Below are 18,810 nucleotides of genomic sequence, written 5' to 3'. Positions count from 1 at the left end.
TCGTGTTCCTACTGCAATACGAAGTTAGTGAAGAGCAACTGTTCGATCACCACTTTGCCAAGCTCTTTCTGAGCGACTTCCTGCACGCTGGCCGTGGCTTTCTGACGCAACATTTCCTGGCCGACGGGCGTGGCCAAGGTGTCGAAACTCTGTCCGGAAAAGAGCATCACCAGGTTATTGCGGATCAGTGGCATGTGTACCCGCAGCGCTTCCAGGTCAGCCTGGTTGCGACCCAGCAGGGTAATGCTCACCTGCATGTAGCGTTGACGACCGTTCTGGGTGTAGTTGGCCACGAAGGCTGGCGCCATCGGTTCGAAAATCGCCGGCTGCTTGCCCACTGGCGCAGCTTCGACCGCCACTGCCGGCTTGCTTTGAGCGCTGTGCATGAAATACCAGGTCGCACCCACAGATACACCGATCGCCAGGAGCAAACCCACTACGATCATGATGATCAGCTTGAGTTTGCCTTTGGTTGCAGGGTCTTTTACAGCTGCTGCTTCACTCTTCGCCATGCCAATAATCCGTCACTAATCGGGGTTTTCACTGTTGCACGGCAAGGCTGGAGCAAGTGTTATGCCAGAAGTGGCAAGAGAGAAGATGGCTGGGCGGATGCAATCTTTGATCGCCCTGAAACCAATGTGGGAGCGAGCTTGCTCGCGATAGCGAAGGATCAGTTACCTGCAAGGTAACTGACAAGCCGCTATCGCGAGCAAGCTCGCTCCCACTGAGGGGGGGGGCTGTGACATCAGGCGTAGTAGTCGACCGCACTGGAGCCAATGACGCTGGTGGTACTGGCCGCCACTTCCGCAACGCTGGCCGGCAGGTGTTCATCCGCCGAGTCCACTCGCCCACCGGACGACGTCGTGCGCCCGGCCTGGGCTTGCTGCTGGGCCTGCTGCCCCTGGTTCTGCGAGCCTCGGGATTGATCGGACACGCTGACATCGACCTGGCCCATGCCCTGCTGGGCGAAACTGTCCCGCAGGCGATGCATCTGACCCTCGAGAGCTTCGCGAACGCCGGAGTGGGCACTCATGAACGTGACCTGGGTCTGCTGGTCCGGAACCATGTTCACCCGGATATCCAGGCGTCCGAGTTCGGCGGGTTGCAGCTGGATGTCGGCCGCCTTGAGATTGACGCTGGACAGGTACATCACCCGGTTGACCACCTCTTCGGTCCAACCGCTCTGATTCATCGCGATAGGTTGATTGACCGGCACCGCGTTGGCGGTCTTGGGCGTAGCAGCCTGGGTCAGTGCGGCCAGGCGGTTGGCGAAATCGTCCACGCGAGTATCATTGGAAGCGGCGCTCAGGTCCTTGAGACCCTCGCTGATCAAGCCGCCGAATGCCTTGTCACCGCCCTGCTGGCTACCAGAATCGGTACTGTTCTGGTCGGCCTGCACGGTGAGCATGCTCGCCATGCCTGCGGCGAAGGTCTGCGCCGAAGTCGGCTCACCGTCGAGCGACGCCGAGGCAGCAGTCTTGGATTGCGCCTGGCTGGAGGCGGAAACATGACCGCCCTGCTCCATCGCCAACCGCAAGGCAGGCAATGCGTCGAGCGGGTCGGCTTCAGGGTCAAAGGCTGGGTCGACCTCCGGGACCACCGCAGCCTGGGCTGGCGCCACCAGCGGGGCAAGCGGTGCCGCGACGGCTGTGGAGACCTGAGTCTCGGTCGTGGCCACAGGCGCAGGTTCCGGCGCGATTGTCGCCACCGGCACCGTCACGTCGGGTAGCAATCCTGGATCAAGGCTCGGATCGACGGGTGCAGCATCCGCCACTGGCGTCTCAGCCGAGTCGGCGTTGTCGTCACTGGCAGTCTCGTCGTCGGCGCTAACCGGTTTGTCCGCGGGCAAGGGTTTGCCGCTATCGGCAACTGTCGGTTCCGAGGTGGCAGGGGTTTGGTTGCCGGTGTCTTTTTTGACGGTGTTACTGGAAGCGTTGTCGCGCGCCGATTTCACTGGTGGCTCAGGGGCCGCCGCAGCCTTGTCAGGCGCCTGCTTGGCGAAGACTTGAGCGAAGCTGGAGGCTCTATCCCCGAGATCCGGGGCCGCTGCCGGTGAATTGACGGCGGCCTTGGGCTTGGCCTGGACAGAGGCCTGAAGCAGTGTATTGGGGGTAACGGGCATAAAAAGGTCTCCGCTGCACTGGAATCATAGGTACAGTCGAGACTAGGCAATGCAAGGCACGGGCCAACGTCTGCCCGACCGTCAAATCTCAGCAGTGAAAGCCTTCGCGCTCTTCCCTGCAAAGCTTGCGAACATAAGCAAATTCGCTGTCGATTTCGTTGACCAGTTTCTCGATACCGCCCAATGACGGCTGCTTGGCACGTTGCTCCAGTTCGCCACACAGCTCGGCCAGGCGGATAGCGCCCATGTTGCTGCTGCTGCCCTTGAAGCTGTGGGCCGTGGCGCTCAGTTTTTCAGCGTCCCGTGCCTCATGCAGCACGCGCAAGCGAGCCTCCGAATCATTGAGAAACGTATCCAGCAACTCCAGATACCCCTCCTCCATGACTTCCTTCAGCGTGCTGAGCACGTCGCGGTCCAGATGAATCTCGTTCACTTGTTCGCTCCCTGATCAAGAATGGCGCCGATTATGCCGGAGCCTCCCAGAAAAACTCCACGCGCGCACTACGACCATCGTCTGACCAACTGGCCTGGTGGCTCAACTGGCGTACCAGGCTCACCCCACGCCCCGACAACCGATCAGTGTCCACAGGACGCGCCAGCACCCTGGCGACGTCAAAACCCTCGCCACTGTCCTCGACCTCTATGGCCAGGCGACCACCCTCGCCGCTTGGCGAGACATGCAAGTGCACCCGCACATAGCCGTCGCTCAGCTCATCCAGGCGCGTATTGCGCTCTCTGTAATAGCGGGCAAAACCCACCGCGTCACGCTTGAGGCTGGAGTCAAGCCCCAGCACCCCATGATCCAGGGCATTGGAATACAGCTCCGACATGACGCTATAAAGGGCGCCACTTTGCACCCTGAGCCCATGGACCTCAAGTAACAACTGCAGCAAATAGGGCATCGGATTGAAGCGCTTGAGCGTCTGCGCCCGGAATTCGAAGCTCACCGACCAATCCAGAGGGCTGGACTGGCCGCTATCGGAATAGACCGGTGGCGGCGGATTGAGTTGCGTCGGGGCGACCAGTCGCAACTCGACCATGCTGAAGTCATCCCGCGACTCACCGCGAAAATCTCGCAAGGCCTGCTGGATGTCTTCAAACAGCAGGTCGGGTTCACGGTTGGCGGCAAACACCTGTTGCAGCCGTTCAACGCCAAACAGTTGCTCGTCTTCGTCAGTGGTATCGATCACGCCATCGGACAACAGGAACACCCGGTCACCCAGCGACATGGTATGCACTTCGGTGCGGTCATCGAATAATTGAGGGGTGAGCACGCCCAATGGCAGGTGACGCGCCGGCAATGGCGTACGCACGCCGCTGAGGCTGTCATGCAGGTATCCATCGGGCATGCCGCCGTTCCAGATCTCTACCGTGCAACGCTGGAAGCTCAGGCATAACAACGTCGCGCAACAGAACATGTCCACGGGCAGGATGCGTTTGAGCTTGGCATTCATCTCTCGCAGGATCTGCGCCAGGCCATAGCCTTTGGCAGTCATCCCGTAGAACACTTCCGCCAGCGGCATCGCGCCGACCGCCGCCGGCAAACCGTGGCCGGTGAAATCCCCCAGCAGGACGTGCATGTCGCCAGCCGGATTGAACGCTGCCAACAGCAGGTCACCGTTGAACAAGGCATAAGGCGATTGCAAGTAACGGATGTTCGGCGCACTCAGGCAGCCGGAGTGGGCGATCTTGTCGAACACGGCCTTGGCGACCCGTTGCTCGTTGAGCAAGTAGTCATGGTGCCGGGCAATCTGGTCGCGCTGCTCCACCACCGTGGCCTGCAACCGACGCAAACGGTCCATGGCCTTGATCTTGGCCGCCAGGATCACTTGGTTGTAGGGTTTGGCCAGGAAATCGTCGCCGCCCGCCTCCAGGCAACGGGCCAAGGCTTCGCTCTCGGTCAACGAGGTGAGGAAAATGATCGGGACCAACTGGTCCCCGGCCAACTGCTTGATTTTCTGCGCGGCTTCGAAGCCGTCCATTACCGGCATCATTGCGTCCATCAGCACCAGGTGCGGACGCTTTTCCAGATAGACCTCGACCGCTTCGGCGCCATCGGCCGCAGTGAGCACATGATGCCCCTGGCGGCGGACGATGGTCGACAACAGCAGTCGATCAGCGGCACTGTCTTCGGCAATCAGGACCGTCAGTGGCTCCGACGACGATTGCATGGCGATCAACTGATGTCGAACAGCTTGTCAAAATTGGAGATCGCAAGGATTTTCTTGACGTCGCTGCTGCTGTTGACGACCCGGATGTCCGACTCGTCGCCACCGGCATGATCACGTAACAGCAAGAGCATGCCCAAGGCGGAACTGTCGAGATAGGTGGCTTTCTTCAAATCCACCACAATGGACTCGGGCTTGTTATTGAGTCTCTCGTAAGACTCGCGAAACTCCTGGTGCCGTCCGAAATCGAATCGACCTTCGATCGAAATCGTCAATTTCTTCCCATCTTGGGATACTTCTGTAACGACTGACATGTTCAGCTTCCCTGTCATGGACATACGTGTACAAGGTGTAGCATCAGGTAGAGGTCTGAGCAAGGTTTTGCCTCGATCATCCGACAAAATCCTGGTTTCTCATCAATAGGGATTCTGACGCGGCAGGCGCTGGGACAACTCATCCAGCAGTTTCTGTTCGCGCTTGTCTTCCAGTTGCCGCGCCTCATCAATATAGCGCTGCACCAGTTTGCGCAACCCTTCGACCCGGGCAAACGCCTCTTGCCAGCTCTGACGGGCCTTTTCCAGGTTGTTCTGGTGCCAGACCAGGCTTTGACGCTGTTGGTCGATAGCGGTACCCAACTGCGCGAGGAATCCTTGGTAACCCAACAACCACTGCCCGGAAACCCCATGGGCGCCACGGGCGATCCACTGTTCCTGGTATTCGAGTCGAAAGTTTTCGAGGTCAGCCAGCTTGCTTTCGGCGACTTTGACCTGGCCCTGGAAATAGGCCAGTCGCTGGACGGCGGTCTTCTCGGCCTTTTCGGCCATGTCCACCACTGGCGCCAGGCGTGCCGCACGACTCGTGGCCATGGCCGGTTACGTGCCTGAGACCGGGGCGAAAATAGTCTGCAAGTGCGCTTCGCTGGCGCCCATGCCGATGTTGTCGTTCAGGCTCTGGCGCAGGTAAACGGCCATGGACGGGTAAAGACTGATGGCGGTGTCGGTCTCGCGATCACCGCCGGGGACATAGGCGCCGACGCTGATCAGGTCGCGGCTTTGCTGGTAGCGCGACCAGTACTGCTTGAACTGCTGGGCCCGCTTCATGTGTTCGGCACTGATCACCGACGGCATGACCCGACTGATGGACGCCTCGATGTCGATGGCCGGGTAATGCCCTTCTTCGGCCAGGCGTCTGGACAGCACGATGTGCCCGTCGAGTACGCCCCGGGCCGAGTCGGCGATGGGGTCCTGCTGGTCGTCGCCTTCGGACAGCACGGTATAGAAGGCGGTGATGGAACCGCCGCCCTTTTCCGCATTGCCGGCGCGTTCCACCAGTTTCGGCAGCTTGGCGAATACCGAAGGCGGATACCCCTTGGTGGCCGGCGGCTCGCCGATGGCCAAGGCGATTTCCCGCTGAGCCTGGGCGAAACGGGTCAGAGAATCCATCAGCAACAGCACGTTCTTGCCTTTGTCGCGAAAGTACTCGGCAATGCGCGTGCAGTACATGGCTGCCCGCAGGCGCATCAATGGCGCATCGTCCGCTGGCGAAGCCACCACCACCGAACGCTTGAGCCCTTCCTCGCCAAGAATGTGCTCGATGAATTCCTTCACCTCACGACCCCGCTCGCCGATCAGTCCCACCACGATGATGTCGGCCTCGGTGAAGCGGGTCATCATGCCCAGCAGCACACTCTTGCCCACCCCGGTACCGGCAAACAGGCCCAGGCGCTGGCCGCGCCCGACCGTCAATAAACCGTTGATGCAGCGGATGCCCACGTCCAGCGGTACGCTGATGGGGTCGCGCTTGAGGGGGTTGATCGTCGGGCCGTCCATCGGCACCCAATCTTCGGCCTTCATGCCGCCCTTGCCGTCCAGGGCGCGTCCGGCCCCGTCCAGCACGCGCCCGAGCATGCTCATGCCCATGGGCAGGCGACCGTTATCGGCCAGGGGCACCACGCGCGCACCGGGCGCGATACCGGCGACACTGCCCACCGGCATCAAGAAAACCTTGCTGCCGGAAAATCCCATGACTTCGGCTTCGACCTGCACCGGGTGGTAGCTGTCGTCGTTGATCACCATGCAACGGCTGCCCATGGCGGCACGCAGGCCCTCGGCTTCGAGGGTCAGGCCGACCATGCGCAGCAGGCGACCTTCCAGGATCGGTTGGCCGGCCAGCTCACTGGCCTCGGCGTAGCTGCCCAGGCGCTTGCCGAAGCTGGTTCGCTCAAGGCGCATCGCGGCTGTCCAGTGCAGAAGCGTCCAATTCAGGTACATCCAAGCCAGCATCGGCCGGCGCGGCATCAGCGCTGATCAGGGGTTCGTCCGGCAACTCCAGGCTCAGGTCGGGAGCGGCCGGATGCAGGGCCTGTTCGTGCAACTGGTCGAACAATTTGGCCATGATCTGGCTGATGCGGGTTTCAACGGTTGCGTCGATGCGGCTGTGTTCGGTTTCCACACGGCAACCGCCGGGCAGCAGCGAAGCGTCCTCGACGATACGCCAGGTTTCTTCATGACGTTCGCGCAGGGCCTTGACCAGCTCGAAGTCCTGGGGATTGATGTACAGCCGCACATTGCCCACGCCCAATGGCAACAACTTGAGCGCTTCGCGCATGACATGTTCGATCTGGGTCGAATCGATGGCCAGTTCACGCTGGATGACTTGCCGGGCAATGTGCTGCACCAGCCCGACCAGGGATTTCTCGATCTGGGTGTCCTGCTCGGCGATGGGGTCGAACAGGTTGAGCATCAGCGATTCCAGCGCACGGAGCTTGGCCGTCAGCGCCACGTCGGCTTCCTGGCGGACCTTGAGCGTGGTGCTGTGGAAGCCTTCCTTTTCACCCACGGCAAAGCCTTCGTTGTAGGCCTCCTGGCGAATGCTCTCGACTTCCTCGAGGGTCAGTGGCTGGACTTCCTCCAGCGGCACTTCCTCCGGTTCCGGCAACTCTTCCACCGGTTCCGGCTCAGGCTCGGGAACATGGGGGTCGAAGCTGGGCAGCGACCAGACGTCGAAACCACCGACGTCACGGGCGCGGATCAGGTCGCTGGGTGCTTCATCACTCTTGGCAGACATAACGACCTTAGATCATCTCTTCGCCGCCCTTGCCACCGAGAACGATCTCCCCGGCTTCGGCCATGCGGCGGGCGATGGTGAGGATTTCCTTCTGTGCGGTTTCCACGTCGCTGACGCGTACCGGGCCCTTGGCCTCGAGATCGTCGCGCAACAGTTCGGCCGCCCGTTTGGACATGTTCTTGAAGATCTTTTCCTTGACGCCTTCGTCCGAGCCCTTGAGGGCCAGTACCAGCACGTCGGACGACACTTCGCGCAACAGCGCCTGGATGCCACGATCGTCGACATCGGACAGGTTGTTGAACACGAACATGAGATCTTCGATCTGACCGGACAGGTCTTCGTCGAACTCGCGAATCGAGTCCATCAACTGACCTTCGATCGAACTGTCGAGGAAGTTCATGATGTCCGCCGCGCGCTTGATGCCGCCCAGGGTGGTGCGCGAGGCATTGGAGTTGCCCGAGAACTGCTTCTCGAGGATCTGGTTCAATTCTTTCAGCGCCGCCGGCTGCACGGTGTTGAGCGAAGACACCCGCAGGATGATGTCCAGGCGGACCTTGTGGTCGAAATTGCCCAGCACTTCACCGGCCTGATCCGGGTCGAGGTAAGCCACCACGATCGCCTGGATCTGCGGGTGCTCGTAACGGATCACGTCGGCAACCGCCCGCGGTTCCATCCACTTGAGGCTGTCCAGGCCACTGGTGTTGCCGCCCAGCAGGATCCGGTCGATCAGGCCGTTGGCCTTGTCCTCGCCCAGTGCCTGGGTGAGCATCTTGCGCACGTAGTCGTCGGAACCGACGCCCAGGCTGGTCTGATCGCCGACGATGTCGACGAACTCGCTCATCACCTGCTCGACCTGTTCACGGTGCACGTTGCCCATCTGCGCCATGGCCACGCCCACGCGCTGGACCTCCTTGGGCCCCATGTGGCGCAGCACCTGGGCGGCGTCGGTCGAGCCCAGGGACAGCAGCAGGATCGCGGCTTTGTCGACCCGGGACAATTTGGCAACAGCGGCTCGATTATCACTCATCTGCGTTAATCCACTCTTTCACGACCTGGGCCACACGACCCGGATCTTCTGCCACCAGACTCTTGATAGCGTTCAACTGAGCGTCATAGCCTTCGCTCGGGCTTGGCAGCAGAATGCTCTGCGGCCCGCCGAGGCTGACGCGATCGTTGGCCAATTCGCCATCCAGGCCGCCCATGCCTCCCAGCTCGACATCGCCGAAAGCTGCCAACTGCTTGTTCTTGCCGCCACCGGTGATGTTGTTGAGCACCGGACGCAGCACGCCAAACACCAGCACCAGGATAAACAACACACCCAGTACTTGCTTGACCACATCCCAGAACCAGGGTTGCGAATAAAACGGAATATCGGCGACCACTTCACCGCGCTCCAGGGAGAACGGCACGTTGATCACACTGACGCTGTCGCCGCGGCTGGCGTCGAAACCGACGGCGTCCTGCACCAGGCGAGTAAAGCGCGCCAATTCGTCGGCGCTCCATGGCGCACGACTGGTTTCGCCGTTGGCCGCGTTGACCTTGACCTGATCGTCCACCACCACGGCGACCGACAGGCGATTCAAGCGGCCCTGCTGTTGCTTGGTGTGGCTGATGGAACGGTCGAGTTCGAAGTTCTTGGTCGACTGCTGACGCTTGTCGGCCGGATACGGCGCCAGCATCGGCTGGCCGGTGGCCGGGTCCATGATCTGCTGGCCATTGGCATCGATCAGCGGCTGCCCAGGCTGGACCATGCCGGCGGCCGCGGTGGCGCCACCGGTGGTCTGCGGCGCGCTGGCCGGCGATGGCGGCTGGTTGCTCAGGGCACCCGGTACGCCTTGCGGGCCATTGCTGGCGGTACGCTGCTCATTCACCGACTGTTCGCTGCGCAACGCCGGTTGGTCCGGGTTGAACTGCTCGGAAGTGGACTCGACGGCACTGAAGTCGACATCGGCCGACACTTCGGCTTTGTAGCGATCATTACCCAGGATCGGTTGCAGGATGTTGTGCACCCGCTGGGTCAGCATGCCTTCCATGCGGCGGCTGTAATCGAATTGCTTGCCAGCCATGGTCAGTTCGGAGTTTTCCGCCTGATCGGACAACAGGTTGCCTTTCTGGTCGACCACGGTGATCTGCGATTTGCTCAGTTCGGGTACGCTGGTCGCCACCAGATTGACGATGGCCACGACCTGGCCTGGCTCCAGGGAACGGCCCGAATACAGCTCGACCAATACCGAAGCGCTGGGCTTGCGTTCATCGCGCACGAACACCGAGCTTTTCGGAATCGCCAGGTGCACACGGGCGCCCTTGACGTTGTTCAGGCTGGAAATGGTCCGCGCCAGCTCACCTTCCAGGCCGCGACGATAACGGGTCGCTTCCATGAATTGGCTGGTGCCCAGGCCCTGATCCTTGTCCAGGATCTCGAAACCGATGTTGCCATCGGTAGGCGTCACGCCAGCGGCGGCGAGCTTGAGGCGCGCACGGGCAACGTCATCAGCCTTGACCAGCAACGCGCCGGAATTGGGTTCGACGGTGTAAGGAATGTCGGCGGAAGCCAGGGTTTCCATGACTTGCTTGGCGTCCATGCCCGCCAAGCTGCCATACAGCGGCCGGTAGTCCGGCTGCTGGGACCACAGCACCACGGCAAAACCAATCGCCACGCTGGCAGCCAGGCCGACCAACAGGCCCACCTGACGCAGCATGGTCATCTCGGAGAGATTTTCCAGGAAGGACAGACCGAACAGCGGCGGTTTGCCGTCTACCGGAGTGGCCTTGGCCGGAACGTTATCAACGGCTGCTTCTGCCATGACTCAATAATTTCCTTAAACCGGCATCTGCATGATGTCTTGGTAGGCTTGAACCAGTTTGTTACGAACCTGGGTCAACGCCTGAAACGAGACACTGGCTTTCTGCGAGGAGATCATTACGTCCGTCAGGTCGACGCCACTTTTGCCAATCTCGAAAGCACTGGCCAACTGGTTCGATGCCTGCTGGGTATCGTTCACTTTATTGACGGCCTGACCGAGCATGTCGGAAAAGCTGCTGCCACCCACCTGGGGGACCGCGACCGATTTAGGCTGGGCCATGGCGTCCATTTGCATGGCCCGCATGTCCAACATCAACCGATTAAATTCAATACCTTGGCTCATGGTCTACTCTCTCTGGCGGCCCGCATTTTTTTGACACTTACTCAGCGGGTATTCAGGTATTAGCAACAAGGGTGCCAGCTCCATGGCGATGGAAAACAAATGCGCGCACTGCCTCATTGTGGGAGCGAACTTGCCCATCACATCACTGACCCGCCGCTATCGCGAGCAAGCTCGCTCCCACAGCGGGGTCTTATGCTTATTCAACTGGCGAACAGATAAGCCTCGACATCCATGCCGGCGTCGCGCATTTGCGCCAGCTTGTAGCGAAGGGTGCGCGGGCTGATCCCCAGGCGTTCGGCGGCCTCCTTGCGACGACCGCGTTCGGCGCGCAGGGTGTCGATGATCATCTGGAACTCGCGACGACGCAGGTCGTCTCCCAAGGCGCCGGCCGACTCGCCTTCCACTTCCACCGAGGGGGCAAAGGCCGCTGCTGGCACCGGCGACAGCGCAGGCAACGGCGCGCAGGCCACCGGCCCCGCCAGGCAGAAATCCTCCGGCTGGATCAAGCCACCCTGCTGCAGGATCAAGGCCCGCTGGATGGCGTTATCGAGCTCTCGGACATTACCCGGCCACGGGTAGGCAACCAGACAAGCCCGGGCTTCGGCTGAAAGCCGGGCCGCCGCGTGCTTCATTTTATTGACGTGTTTGTTCAGCAACCGCTCGGCCAGCGGCAGGATATCGGCGGTGCGCTCGCGCAACGGACGCCAAGCCAGCGGGAATACCGACAAGCGGTAATAGAGGTCCTCACGAAACCGTCCCGCCGCCACTTCGCTGGCCAGATCGCGGTTGGTGGTCGCCACCACGCGGATATCCAGGCTGATGGGCTTGCGCGCGCCGACCCGCTCCACTTCCCGCTCCTGCAATACCCGCAACAGCTTGGCTTGCAAGCCCATCGGCATTTCGGAAATTTCATCGAGCAGGATCGTGCCACCGTCGGCCTGCTCGAACTTGCCGGCCTGGGCCGCGATGGCGCCGGTGAACGAGCCCTTTTCGTGACCGAATAGTGTCGCCTCGAGCATGTTGTCGGGAATCGCCGCGCAATTGATGGCAATGAACGGTTCGCTGGCGCGCCGGGACTGCTGGTGGATATAGCGCGCCAGCACTTCCTTGCCCGTACCGGACTCGCCGGAAATCAACACGGTTGAATCGCTACGCGCCACCCGCGCGGCCAATTCCAGCAGTTGCGCGCTGGCCGGTTCGATGGCCACCGGGCCTTCGCCCTCGACCGCGAGGCTGCCCAAGGCATGGCGTGCGACCAGGTCCAGCAGTGCTTTTGGCTCGAACGGCTTGACCAGGTAATCCGCGGCGCCCTGGCGCATGGCGTCCACCGCGCGCTCGACGGCGCCGTGAGCGGTCATCAGCAAGACGGGCAGTTGCGGCTGACGGGCACGTAACAGGCCGAGCAATTGATGGCCGTCCATGCCCGGCATATTGACGTCACTGACCACCAGGCTGAACGCTTCGCGGCCCACCGCCAGCAGCGCCTCTTCCGCCGAACCGACGGCGGCGTAGTCGTGCCCGGCCAGCACCAGGGTATCGGCCAGCGCCTCGCGCAGGGCCCGGTCATCCTCAACCAGTAACACCTTGATCGCCATTGCTTTCACTCCACCCCTGGCGCATTGGAAAACAGCGGCAAGCACACCGTCGCACAGGTGCCACGGCCCAACCGCGAGCGCAGTTGCAATTCTCCCTGATGGGCACGGGCCACGGCCTTGACCACGGTCAGGCCCAGGCCGGTGCCAGTGGTCTTGGTGGTGAAGAATGGCTCGCCCAAGCGCGCCAGCACGACCGGCTCGATACCACTGCCGTTGTCGCTGACACACAGGCGCAAGGTGTGATCGCGTGTATATAAGTGCACTTTCAGCCGGACGTCGCCGCCGCTGGCCTGGATCGCGTTTTCGATGAGGTTCAACACCGCGCCCACCAACGTGTCGCGGTTGCACAACACTTCGCCGACGTGACTGTCGCACTGCCAGCGGATCGGCAGCTCCTGTACATGGGTCAACGCCGCGGCCTGCAGCGATTGCAACAAGGCCTTGGGGGTGACACGGTCGGTCAACGGCAGCTCGCCGCGAGCGAATACCAGCATGTCCCGCACCTGGTGCTCCAGTTCGTGCAGGCGCTCTTTCAAGCGTCCAGCGAAGCGTTGCTGGGTTTCCATCGGCAATTGCTGTTCAGTCAGATGACTGGCATAGAGCAGCGCGGCGGACAGCGGCGTACGAATCTGATGGGCCAGCGACGCTACCATCCGCCCCAGGGAAGACAAGCGCTCGTGGCGAGCCAACTGGTCTTGCAGGTGCCGGGTTTCAGTCAAGTCATTGAGTAGCACCAATTGCCCTGGCTCGGCGTCCAGCGAGCGCGTCGAGATGGACAGGCGCCGACCGTCCTTGAGGGACACTTCATGGCCGTCGTCGTCCCGGGGCGCAAAGCAACGGGCGATGACGTGCCGCCACAGCTCGCCTTCCAGGGGCAGGCCGAGCAACTCGCAGGCCGCGGGGTTGGCTTCGCGCACACGGCCGTGGGCGTCGATGACGATCACGCCACCGGGCAACAGATCGAGGAGGTTTTGCAGACGATTGGCCAGGCGTTCCTTTTCCGCCAGCTCCTGCATGCGCTGGGCGCTGACCACGGCCAGCTCACCCTTGAGCTCGGTGACCCGGGCTTCGAGCAGGCTGTAGGAATCCGTCAGTTGGCTGGACATCTGGCTGAACAGCGAAAATGCCTGCTCAAGTCCAAGCCGGCTTGCCTGCTCGGCGGAGGGCATGTGTCCCGGCTCGGGGACAGGAGACATCTGGGCGACTTGGGTCATCGTGCTCTCTCGCTTGGCTGACCGTCAGTTAAACGGAACGTTGCGAGGGCTATAGCAATACCCGTGCCGAAAAAAAACCGCCTGAAAATCAGGCGGTTGGAAAACAGGCGTCAATCATCCGCCTGTTCATCTCCTTCGCGACGGCTCATGCCGTACTTGCGCATCTTCTCCACCAGGGTGGTGCGACGGATGCGCAGGCGTTCTGCGGCGCGGGCCACGATGCCGTTGGCATCGTCCAGCGCCTGCTGGATCAGCCCTTGTTCAAGGCCTCCCAGGTAATCCTTGAGATCCAGGCCTTCGGGCGGCAGCAAGGCATTGGCGGTAAAGTCCGGCGTGTGACCGTTGATGGCCACCCGCTCCTCCAGGTCGCTGCGCAGGCTGTCGACCATTTGCTCGTCTTCGTCGTCGACGTAGCGGAATTTCTTCGGCAGTTCGTTCACGCCAATCACCCCGTACGGGTGCATGATCGCCATGCGCTCCACCAGGTTGGCCAGCTCACGGACGTTGCCCGGCCAGCCATGGCGACAGAGGGACATGATCGCCGCCGAGTTGAAGCGGATCGAACCGCGTTTCTCGTGCTCCATGCGCGAGATCAGTTCGTTCATCAGCAACGGAATGTCTTCGACCCGCTCGCGCAGTGGCGCCATTTCGATCGGGAAAACGTTGAGACGGTAATAGAGGTCTTCGCGGAAACTGCCAACCTCGATCATGCTCTCGAGGTTCTTGTGCGTAGCGGCAATGATGCGCACATCAACGCTCTGGGTCTTGTTGCTGCCCACGCGCTCGAAGGTGCGCTCCTGCAGGACCCGCAACAGCTTGACCTGCATCGGCAACGGCATGTCGCCGATTTCATCGAGAAACAGCGTACCGCCGTTGGCCAGTTCGAAACGCCCGGCGCGGCTGGTGATCGCGCCGGTGAAGGCGCCTTTCTCATGGCCGAACAGTTCGCTTTCCAGCAACTCGGCCGGGATCGCGCCACAGTTGACTGGCACGAACGGCGCTTCGCGGCGCTTGGAGTGGTAATGCAGGTTGCGCGCGACCACTTCCTTGCCGGTGCCCGACTCGCCGAGAATCAATACGCTGGCGTCGGTATCGGCGACCTGCTGCATCATCTGGCGCACGTGCTGGATCGCCCGGCTGGTGCCGACGAGGCTACGGAAGAGATTGGGTTCGCGATGCCTGCCACGCTCGCGGGCCTGGTCATACATCTCGCGATAAACCTGCGCGCGATGCAGAGAATCCAGCAGCTTGCTGTAGCTGGGCGGCATTTCGAGCGTGGAAAGTACCCGGCGGCGCTGGTCTTCAGGCAAGTCAAGGGAAGAATTTTCGCCCATTAACAAAACCGGAAGGAACTCATCCCAGGTTGAGAGTGTCTTTAGCAAGCCCAAAAGCGTTGCGGGAGCATTTACGGTCCCGATAAGGACACAGATGACTTCACGACTGGACGACAATGAGCCGACAGCCTGCTGCCAGTCATGGCTTCCGCAGGGTAAATTTTCTTCACCAAGAAAATTTAGGATCACCGCCAGGTCGCGGCGGCGGACGCTATCGTCATCGATCAGGAGAATTTTGGTTTCACGCCACATGCAATAGCAACTTCCCTAGTCAACCCAATGCCCGAAATTAGGGGCAAGCTAGACGCTTGCAGACTTGTCATGCCTGTAGACGCCTTAAATCTGTAAACAGCTACTAGTTAAGTCAAAAAACCGTGCACAGTCAAATTTATGGCGCAACGGGCTCGGATTAACTGAGCATTAACCGAACAGATGGTAAACCTTTGCGGCGTTCTGTGCTTGATGGATCTGTTGCATCTCGTCGACGATCGCCTGACGCTCTCCCGTCGCAGCCTCCAGCAATTGCCGATAGACCCCTAGCAATTCCTCAAGATTGATCCGCAACGCCGCCTCGTCCACCTGAGGCTCACCCAGGACGTCTTCCATGCAGGAACGGCACGCCAGGTCCAACTGACCGATGGCCTCCCAGTTACGCGCTGCCAAAGCATCGACCAGGGCGTCACGGGTTTGTTCTATTCGCTGCAAGACAAGACTCATGAGCGTACTCCTTAGAATTGCGGACCAGGTGGCGCAATGCCGTCCCAGCCTTCCTTGACCGTGCGAAGCAGATCGGCGACTTCGTCGAGGATCTTCGGATCGGTCTTGGCATTGGCTTCGGCCAGGCGCTTCATCATGTAGGTGTAGAGAGCATCCAGTTCGGCTACCGACTCAGCCTGGTTCTCCAGGTCCAGGCCTTCACGCAAGCCGCCAACGATACCGATAGCCTTGCTGATCAGTACGCCTTTGTTGGCAATATCCTTGCGTTCCATCGCACCCTTGGCCTGGGCGATACGGTCCAACCCGCCCTCCATGAGCATCTGCACGAGACGATGGGGACTTGCTTCGGAGGTTTGCGCCTGGGCGCCAATCTTCTGGTATTGGCGAAGGGCTAACATCGGATTCATGTTCTACCTCATCAAAAAACTTCGGTTCGTATAAACAGCGTATCGACACTGCGTCAAAAAACTTTAGGTCGAAAAGCCGAAAGCCCGGAGCGCTGTCAAATCGCTGCCGGGCTTTTTGCATCGGTCGAAAATCAGCTGTTCTTCTGTTGTGCCGTCAATGCTTCGAACATGGAAGTGATGTTGCTGGCGGTGGCTTTCAGCTTGCCGACCAAGGTATCCATGTCGTTGTACTTTTTGGTCAGCACAGCAGTCAGGGTCTCGATCCGACGGTCCAAGGCCAACTGATCTTCGCCCAATTTCGCCTTGAGGATTTCAAGATTTTTGGAGCGTGCCGTCAGGATGTTATCGACAGGCTTGCCGTTGGAATCTTTTTTGCCAGTCTCAGTGTAAGGCTTGAGCGCGTTCTGCATACGCTCGATCAAACCGTTTTCACCGGTGAACAGCGTCTGGACCTCTCCCCCCAACTGCTTGGTGTTCAAGGCTTCGGTGAATTTCGCGCTGTTGAAATCAAGCGCACCCGTTGTCTGGTTGGTGGTGATACCCAACTGAGACAGTACGGTGAGCTTGTCGCCCGCTCCTGTTTCGGACAAAGGCGCACGAATGGCCGCCAACAGAGAACGCGGCAACGAGTCGCCCGTCAGCGCTGCCGGGACCGAATTACCATTAGCGTCCGTCGAAGGCTTGGTCAACGAGGTGACTGCCTTGGCAATGGCATTATAAGCATCGACGAATTTTTGGATCGAAGCTTTCAGGCCATCGGCGTTGGTGGCGACGGTGACAGTCGTCGGTCCGGAACCGGCGACGAGCAATGTCATATTCAAACCAGAAATAACATTATCCAACTTGTTGGTTGGACTGGTCATCGACAGCCCATCGACCGTAAAAACCGCGTCCTTGGCGAGGCCGATTGATCCCGAAGAGGTTGCACTAGGCGTCCCCATCTCCACGGAGCCGTTGGCAGCCAGGCTGGCAATACCGCTGAGCGAAATATCACTGCCTGCGCCAGTTTTTGTCGATCCCACCACTAAACGGGAACCAAAATTGTCCGTGACGATGTTGGCAGTCAAACCACTGGAAGAATACTTGCTATTGATCGCGTCTCGAACCGACTGCAGCGTCGCGTCGGCCGGAATATCAAGCGTGTAATCCTTACCACTTTGACTAATGGTCAGCGTGCCAGCCTCTACGGCACTGGAAGCGCCACCGGCGAACGCGGCGGTGGCGACTTTTGATGACGTCGCCAACTGAGTGACGTTTACCGCGTAAGTGCCGCTTACCGCCGAGTTGCCGGCCGTCACCGTCAAGGCACTGTTGTTGGCCGACGTGGCAGCAACTCCGGTGAACTGAGGGGTGGTCGTGCTACCCAGGCTTTCAAGCGCGGACTGAAAGGTAGCCAGCAACGACTTCAGGGTGCCGATCCCTGAAATATTGGCCGTGTTGGTTTTGGTGGCGCGGTCGATCTGACCTTGCTTGGCCGCCTTGTCAGAATCAACCAGTGCCTTGACGATAGCAGTGGTATCAAGGCCGGAGCCTAAACCCAAGCCAGGTAGAATTGGACTTGCCATGTGGGACTCCCTTCAGTGTGTCGCCGGTCTTTTGACCCTTACAACGCCCAAAAGAACATAACAACAAAATTCGTGCCGGTTGTCAGGCTTCTGCGCTGAACAACAAGCTGTTTGCATCATTCAAACTATTGGCCAGTTTCAGAACTTCTTCATTCGGGATCTGGCGAATCACTTCACCGGAACCACTGGCGATCACTTTAACGACTACTTTGCCTGAAGGCTCATCGATCGAGAACTCCAGGTTGCGCTTGACCGACTGAACGAACTTCTCGATTTCCTGAACGGCCTTCTTCAGTTTGTCCTGCTCAGCAGCAGCATCCTTAGGGGCTTCTTTGACCGGAGCTACCACCGCAACCTCGGCCCGAGGCTTCTCCACGGGCTTATCGGCCACACTGGGCGCCGGTTTCACCGCCGGATAAGACAAGTTCAGCTTCACGCTCATATCCATGTCCATCACCTCTTGAACGGAAAAAGCGAGAGAGTACGCAAGCGCACTCCCCCGCTAAAACTCATCCAGCTATTACTGAAGCAGCTTCAGTACAGCGGATGGCAACTGGTTGGCCTGGGCCAGAACCGAAGTGGAAGCCTGTTGCAGAGTCTGCTGCTTGGTCAGCTGGGCAGTTTCAGCAGCGAAGTCGGTGTCTTGTACGCGACCCAGTGCAGCGGCGGCGTTTTCGTTGACGTTCTGCAGGTTGGAGATGGTGCTGGTCAGACGGTTTTGTGCAGCACCGAGGTCAGCACGGCTGGCGTTGATGGTTGCCAGAGCGGCATCGATCGCGTCCATTGCAGCAGAGGTGCTGGCTTCGGCGGTGGCGCTGTCGTTACCAGTGATGGTAACAGTTGCAGAATCAACGCTCAGGGTCGCTGCGTCGAAGCCGCTATCGAGGGTCAGGGTGATCTGGTTGGTGGCACCAGTGTTGGAACCGACCTGGAAAGTCATAGTGCCAGCGGAACCGTCGATCAGGTTCTTGCCGTTCAGGTTGGTCGACTCGGCGATACGGGTCAGTTCGTCCGACATCTGAGCAAATTCTTTGTTCAGAGCTTCACGGTCAGCGGTACCGTTGGAGTCGTTTCGTGCCTGGACAGCCAGTTCACGCATACGCTGCAGGATGTTGGTGGATTCCTGCAGAGCACCTTCAGCGGTCTGAGCGATGGAGATACCGTCGTTGGCGTTTTTGATCGCAACAGTCTGACCGCGAATTTGCGAAGTCATACGGGTAGCGATTTGCAGGCCGGCGGCGTCGTCTTTGGCGCTGTTGATTTTCAGGCCGGAAGACAGACGGGTCATCGAAGTGGACAGTGCATCGGAAGCCTTGTTCAGGTTCTTTTGAACGTTCAACGATGTGACGTTGGTGTTTACTGTTAAAGCCATGACGAATTCCTCGTTGGTTGGGTACTGCGGCTTCCGGCCCTGGCAACCGCCGGGTGTGGCCTAGAGAACCTTCGTAATAGTTATCGTCGTAATCGGAACTTGCT

The 18,810-nt window shown here is 60.0% G+C and carries 19 protein-coding genes; all 19 read right to left on the bottom strand.

The window, feature by feature from the left end; all coding sequences use genetic code 11:
- Positions 1-8 precede the first annotated feature (8 nt).
- On the bottom strand, positions 9-512 hold the full coding sequence (gene fliL, locus BLO97_RS26360; RefSeq protein WP_092348944.1) for a flagellar basal body-associated protein FliL: 504 nt from the start codon (positions 510-512) through the stop codon (positions 9-11).
- Between the two features lie 233 nt (positions 513-745).
- Positions 746-2,122 carry a flagellar hook-length control protein FliK gene (locus tag BLO97_RS26355; RefSeq protein WP_092348941.1) on the bottom strand — a complete coding sequence of 459 codons (1,377 nt, stop codon included), beginning with the start codon at positions 2,120-2,122 and terminating at the stop codon, positions 746-748.
- A gap of 88 nt (positions 2,123-2,210) precedes the next feature.
- The gene (locus BLO97_RS26350; RefSeq protein WP_063322400.1) at positions 2,211-2,555 is read right to left on the bottom strand and encodes an Hpt domain-containing protein; all 345 of its coding nucleotides are present in this window, start codon (positions 2,553-2,555) and stop codon (positions 2,211-2,213) included.
- Positions 2,556-2,586: 31 nt separating this feature from the next.
- The gene (locus BLO97_RS26345; protein ID WP_072341619.1) at positions 2,587-4,293 is read right to left on the bottom strand and encodes an ATP-binding SpoIIE family protein phosphatase; all 1,707 of its coding nucleotides are present in this window, start codon (positions 4,291-4,293) and stop codon (positions 2,587-2,589) included.
- Positions 4,294-4,298: 5 nt separating this feature from the next.
- Positions 4,299-4,604, bottom strand: a complete 306-nt coding sequence (locus BLO97_RS26340; RefSeq protein WP_053182985.1) for an STAS domain-containing protein — start codon at positions 4,602-4,604, stop codon at positions 4,299-4,301.
- Positions 4,605-4,706: 102 nt separating this feature from the next.
- Complete coding sequence (gene fliJ / locus BLO97_RS26335; protein ID WP_003199091.1) at positions 4,707-5,156, bottom strand: flagellar export protein FliJ; 450 nt, start codon at positions 5,154-5,156, stop codon at positions 4,707-4,709.
- A 6-nt stretch (positions 5,157-5,162) separates the two neighbouring features.
- A complete protein-coding gene (gene fliI / locus BLO97_RS26330) occupies positions 5,163-6,521 on the bottom strand; it encodes a flagellar protein export ATPase FliI (protein WP_063322402.1) in 1,359 nt (452 codons plus the stop codon).
- Complete coding sequence (gene fliH, locus BLO97_RS26325; protein WP_092348938.1) at positions 6,511-7,356, bottom strand: flagellar assembly protein FliH; 846 nt, start codon at positions 7,354-7,356, stop codon at positions 6,511-6,513. The genes fliI and fliH overlap by 11 nt, the downstream gene beginning before the upstream one ends.
- Positions 7,357-7,363: 7 nt before the next feature.
- Positions 7,364-8,383 (bottom strand): flagellar motor switch protein FliG, encoded by a 1,020-nt coding sequence (gene fliG / locus BLO97_RS26320; RefSeq protein WP_003199086.1) that lies wholly within the window; start codon positions 8,381-8,383, stop codon positions 7,364-7,366.
- Positions 8,376-10,160 (bottom strand): flagellar basal-body MS-ring/collar protein FliF, encoded by a 1,785-nt coding sequence (gene fliF, locus BLO97_RS26315; RefSeq protein ID WP_063322404.1) that lies wholly within the window; start codon positions 10,158-10,160, stop codon positions 8,376-8,378. The genes fliG and fliF overlap by 8 nt, the downstream gene beginning before the upstream one ends.
- Positions 10,161-10,175: 15 nt before the next feature.
- The gene (fliE, locus tag BLO97_RS26310) at positions 10,176-10,502 is read right to left on the bottom strand and encodes a flagellar hook-basal body complex protein FliE (RefSeq protein ID WP_003199082.1); all 327 of its coding nucleotides are present in this window, start codon (positions 10,500-10,502) and stop codon (positions 10,176-10,178) included.
- A 200-nt stretch (positions 10,503-10,702) separates the two neighbouring features.
- A complete protein-coding gene (gene fleR, locus BLO97_RS26305; RefSeq protein ID WP_092222861.1) occupies positions 10,703-12,097 on the bottom strand; it encodes a sigma-54-dependent response regulator transcription factor FleR in 1,395 nt (464 codons plus the stop codon).
- Positions 12,098-12,102: 5 nt separating this feature from the next.
- The gene (locus BLO97_RS26300) at positions 12,103-13,311 is read right to left on the bottom strand and encodes a sensor histidine kinase (RefSeq protein WP_092222859.1); all 1,209 of its coding nucleotides are present in this window, start codon (positions 13,309-13,311) and stop codon (positions 12,103-12,105) included.
- Between the two features lie 110 nt (positions 13,312-13,421).
- Positions 13,422-14,897 (bottom strand): sigma-54 dependent transcriptional regulator, encoded by a 1,476-nt coding sequence (locus BLO97_RS26295; RefSeq protein WP_003199076.1) that lies wholly within the window; start codon positions 14,895-14,897, stop codon positions 13,422-13,424.
- Positions 14,898-15,065: 168 nt separating this feature from the next.
- Positions 15,066-15,362: a flagellar protein FliT gene (locus BLO97_RS26290; RefSeq protein WP_092144965.1), complete on the bottom strand. Its 297-nt coding sequence runs from the start codon at positions 15,360-15,362 to the stop codon at positions 15,066-15,068.
- 11 nt (positions 15,363-15,373) lie between these two features.
- A complete protein-coding gene (fliS, locus tag BLO97_RS26285; protein WP_092222857.1) occupies positions 15,374-15,769 on the bottom strand; it encodes a flagellar export chaperone FliS in 396 nt (131 codons plus the stop codon).
- Between the two features lie 131 nt (positions 15,770-15,900).
- The gene (gene fliD / locus BLO97_RS26280) at positions 15,901-17,334 is read right to left on the bottom strand and encodes a flagellar filament capping protein FliD (RefSeq protein ID WP_092222855.1); all 1,434 of its coding nucleotides are present in this window, start codon (positions 17,332-17,334) and stop codon (positions 15,901-15,903) included.
- A gap of 82 nt (positions 17,335-17,416) precedes the next feature.
- Complete coding sequence (locus BLO97_RS26275) at positions 17,417-17,782, bottom strand: flagellar protein FlaG (RefSeq protein WP_092222853.1); 366 nt, start codon at positions 17,780-17,782, stop codon at positions 17,417-17,419.
- 72 nt (positions 17,783-17,854) lie between these two features.
- Positions 17,855-18,706, bottom strand: coding sequence for a flagellin domain-containing protein (locus tag BLO97_RS26270; RefSeq protein ID WP_092222851.1), 852 nt, complete (start codon positions 18,704-18,706; stop codon positions 17,855-17,857).
- Between the last annotated feature and the right edge of the window lie 104 nt (positions 18,707-18,810).

Source organism: Pseudomonas sp. NFACC05-1, from assembly GCF_900100135.1.
GTDB classification, from domain to species: Bacteria; Pseudomonadota; Gammaproteobacteria; order Pseudomonadales; family Pseudomonadaceae; genus Aquipseudomonas; species Aquipseudomonas fluorescens_Q.
This window is presented reverse-complemented; position numbering and strand designations above follow the sequence as displayed.

Coding starts and splice junctions, on each gene's coding strand:
- BLO97_RS26355 (WP_092348941.1), bottom strand. CDS start 2,122: ATGCCCGTTACCCCCAATACACTGCTTCAGGCCTCTGTCCAGGCCAAG.
- fliL (WP_092348944.1), bottom strand. CDS start 512: ATGGCGAAGAGTGAAGCAGCAGCTGTAAAAGACCCTGCAACCAAAGGC.
- fliE (WP_003199082.1), bottom strand. CDS start 10,502: ATGAGCCAAGGTATTGAATTTAATCGGTTGATGTTGGACATGCGGGCC.
- BLO97_RS26295 (WP_003199076.1), bottom strand. CDS start 14,897: ATGTGGCGTGAAACCAAAATTCTCCTGATCGATGACGATAGCGTCCGC.
- BLO97_RS26300 (WP_092222859.1), bottom strand. CDS start 13,311: ATGACCCAAGTCGCCCAGATGTCTCCTGTCCCCGAGCCGGGACACATG.
- fleR (WP_092222861.1), bottom strand. CDS start 12,097: ATGGCGATCAAGGTGTTACTGGTTGAGGATGACCGGGCCCTGCGCGAG.
- fliS (WP_092222857.1), bottom strand. CDS start 15,769: ATGAATCCGATGTTAGCCCTTCGCCAATACCAGAAGATTGGCGCCCAG.
- fliD (WP_092222855.1), bottom strand. CDS start 17,334: ATGGCAAGTCCAATTCTACCTGGCTTGGGTTTAGGCTCCGGCCTTGAT.
- BLO97_RS26340 (WP_053182985.1), bottom strand. CDS start 4,604: ATGTCAGTCGTTACAGAAGTATCCCAAGATGGGAAGAAATTGACGATT.
- BLO97_RS26345 (WP_072341619.1), bottom strand. CDS start 4,293: ATGCAATCGTCGTCGGAGCCACTGACGGTCCTGATTGCCGAAGACAGT.
- BLO97_RS26270 (WP_092222851.1), bottom strand. CDS start 18,706: ATGGCTTTAACAGTAAACACCAACGTCACATCGTTGAACGTTCAAAAG.
- fliG (WP_003199086.1), bottom strand. CDS start 8,383: ATGAGTGATAATCGAGCCGCTGTTGCCAAATTGTCCCGGGTCGACAAA.
- BLO97_RS26275 (WP_092222853.1), bottom strand. CDS start 17,782: ATGGATATGAGCGTGAAGCTGAACTTGTCTTATCCGGCGGTGAAACCG.
- fliH (WP_092348938.1), bottom strand. CDS start 7,356: ATGTCTGCCAAGAGTGATGAAGCACCCAGCGACCTGATCCGCGCCCGT.
- fliJ (WP_003199091.1), bottom strand. CDS start 5,156: ATGGCCACGAGTCGTGCGGCACGCCTGGCGCCAGTGGTGGACATGGCC.
- BLO97_RS26290 (WP_092144965.1), bottom strand. CDS start 15,362: ATGAGTCTTGTCTTGCAGCGAATAGAACAAACCCGTGACGCCCTGGTC.
- fliI (WP_063322402.1), bottom strand. CDS start 6,521: ATGCGCCTTGAGCGAACCAGCTTCGGCAAGCGCCTGGGCAGCTACGCC.
- fliF (WP_063322404.1), bottom strand. CDS start 10,160: ATGGCAGAAGCAGCCGTTGATAACGTTCCGGCCAAGGCCACTCCGGTA.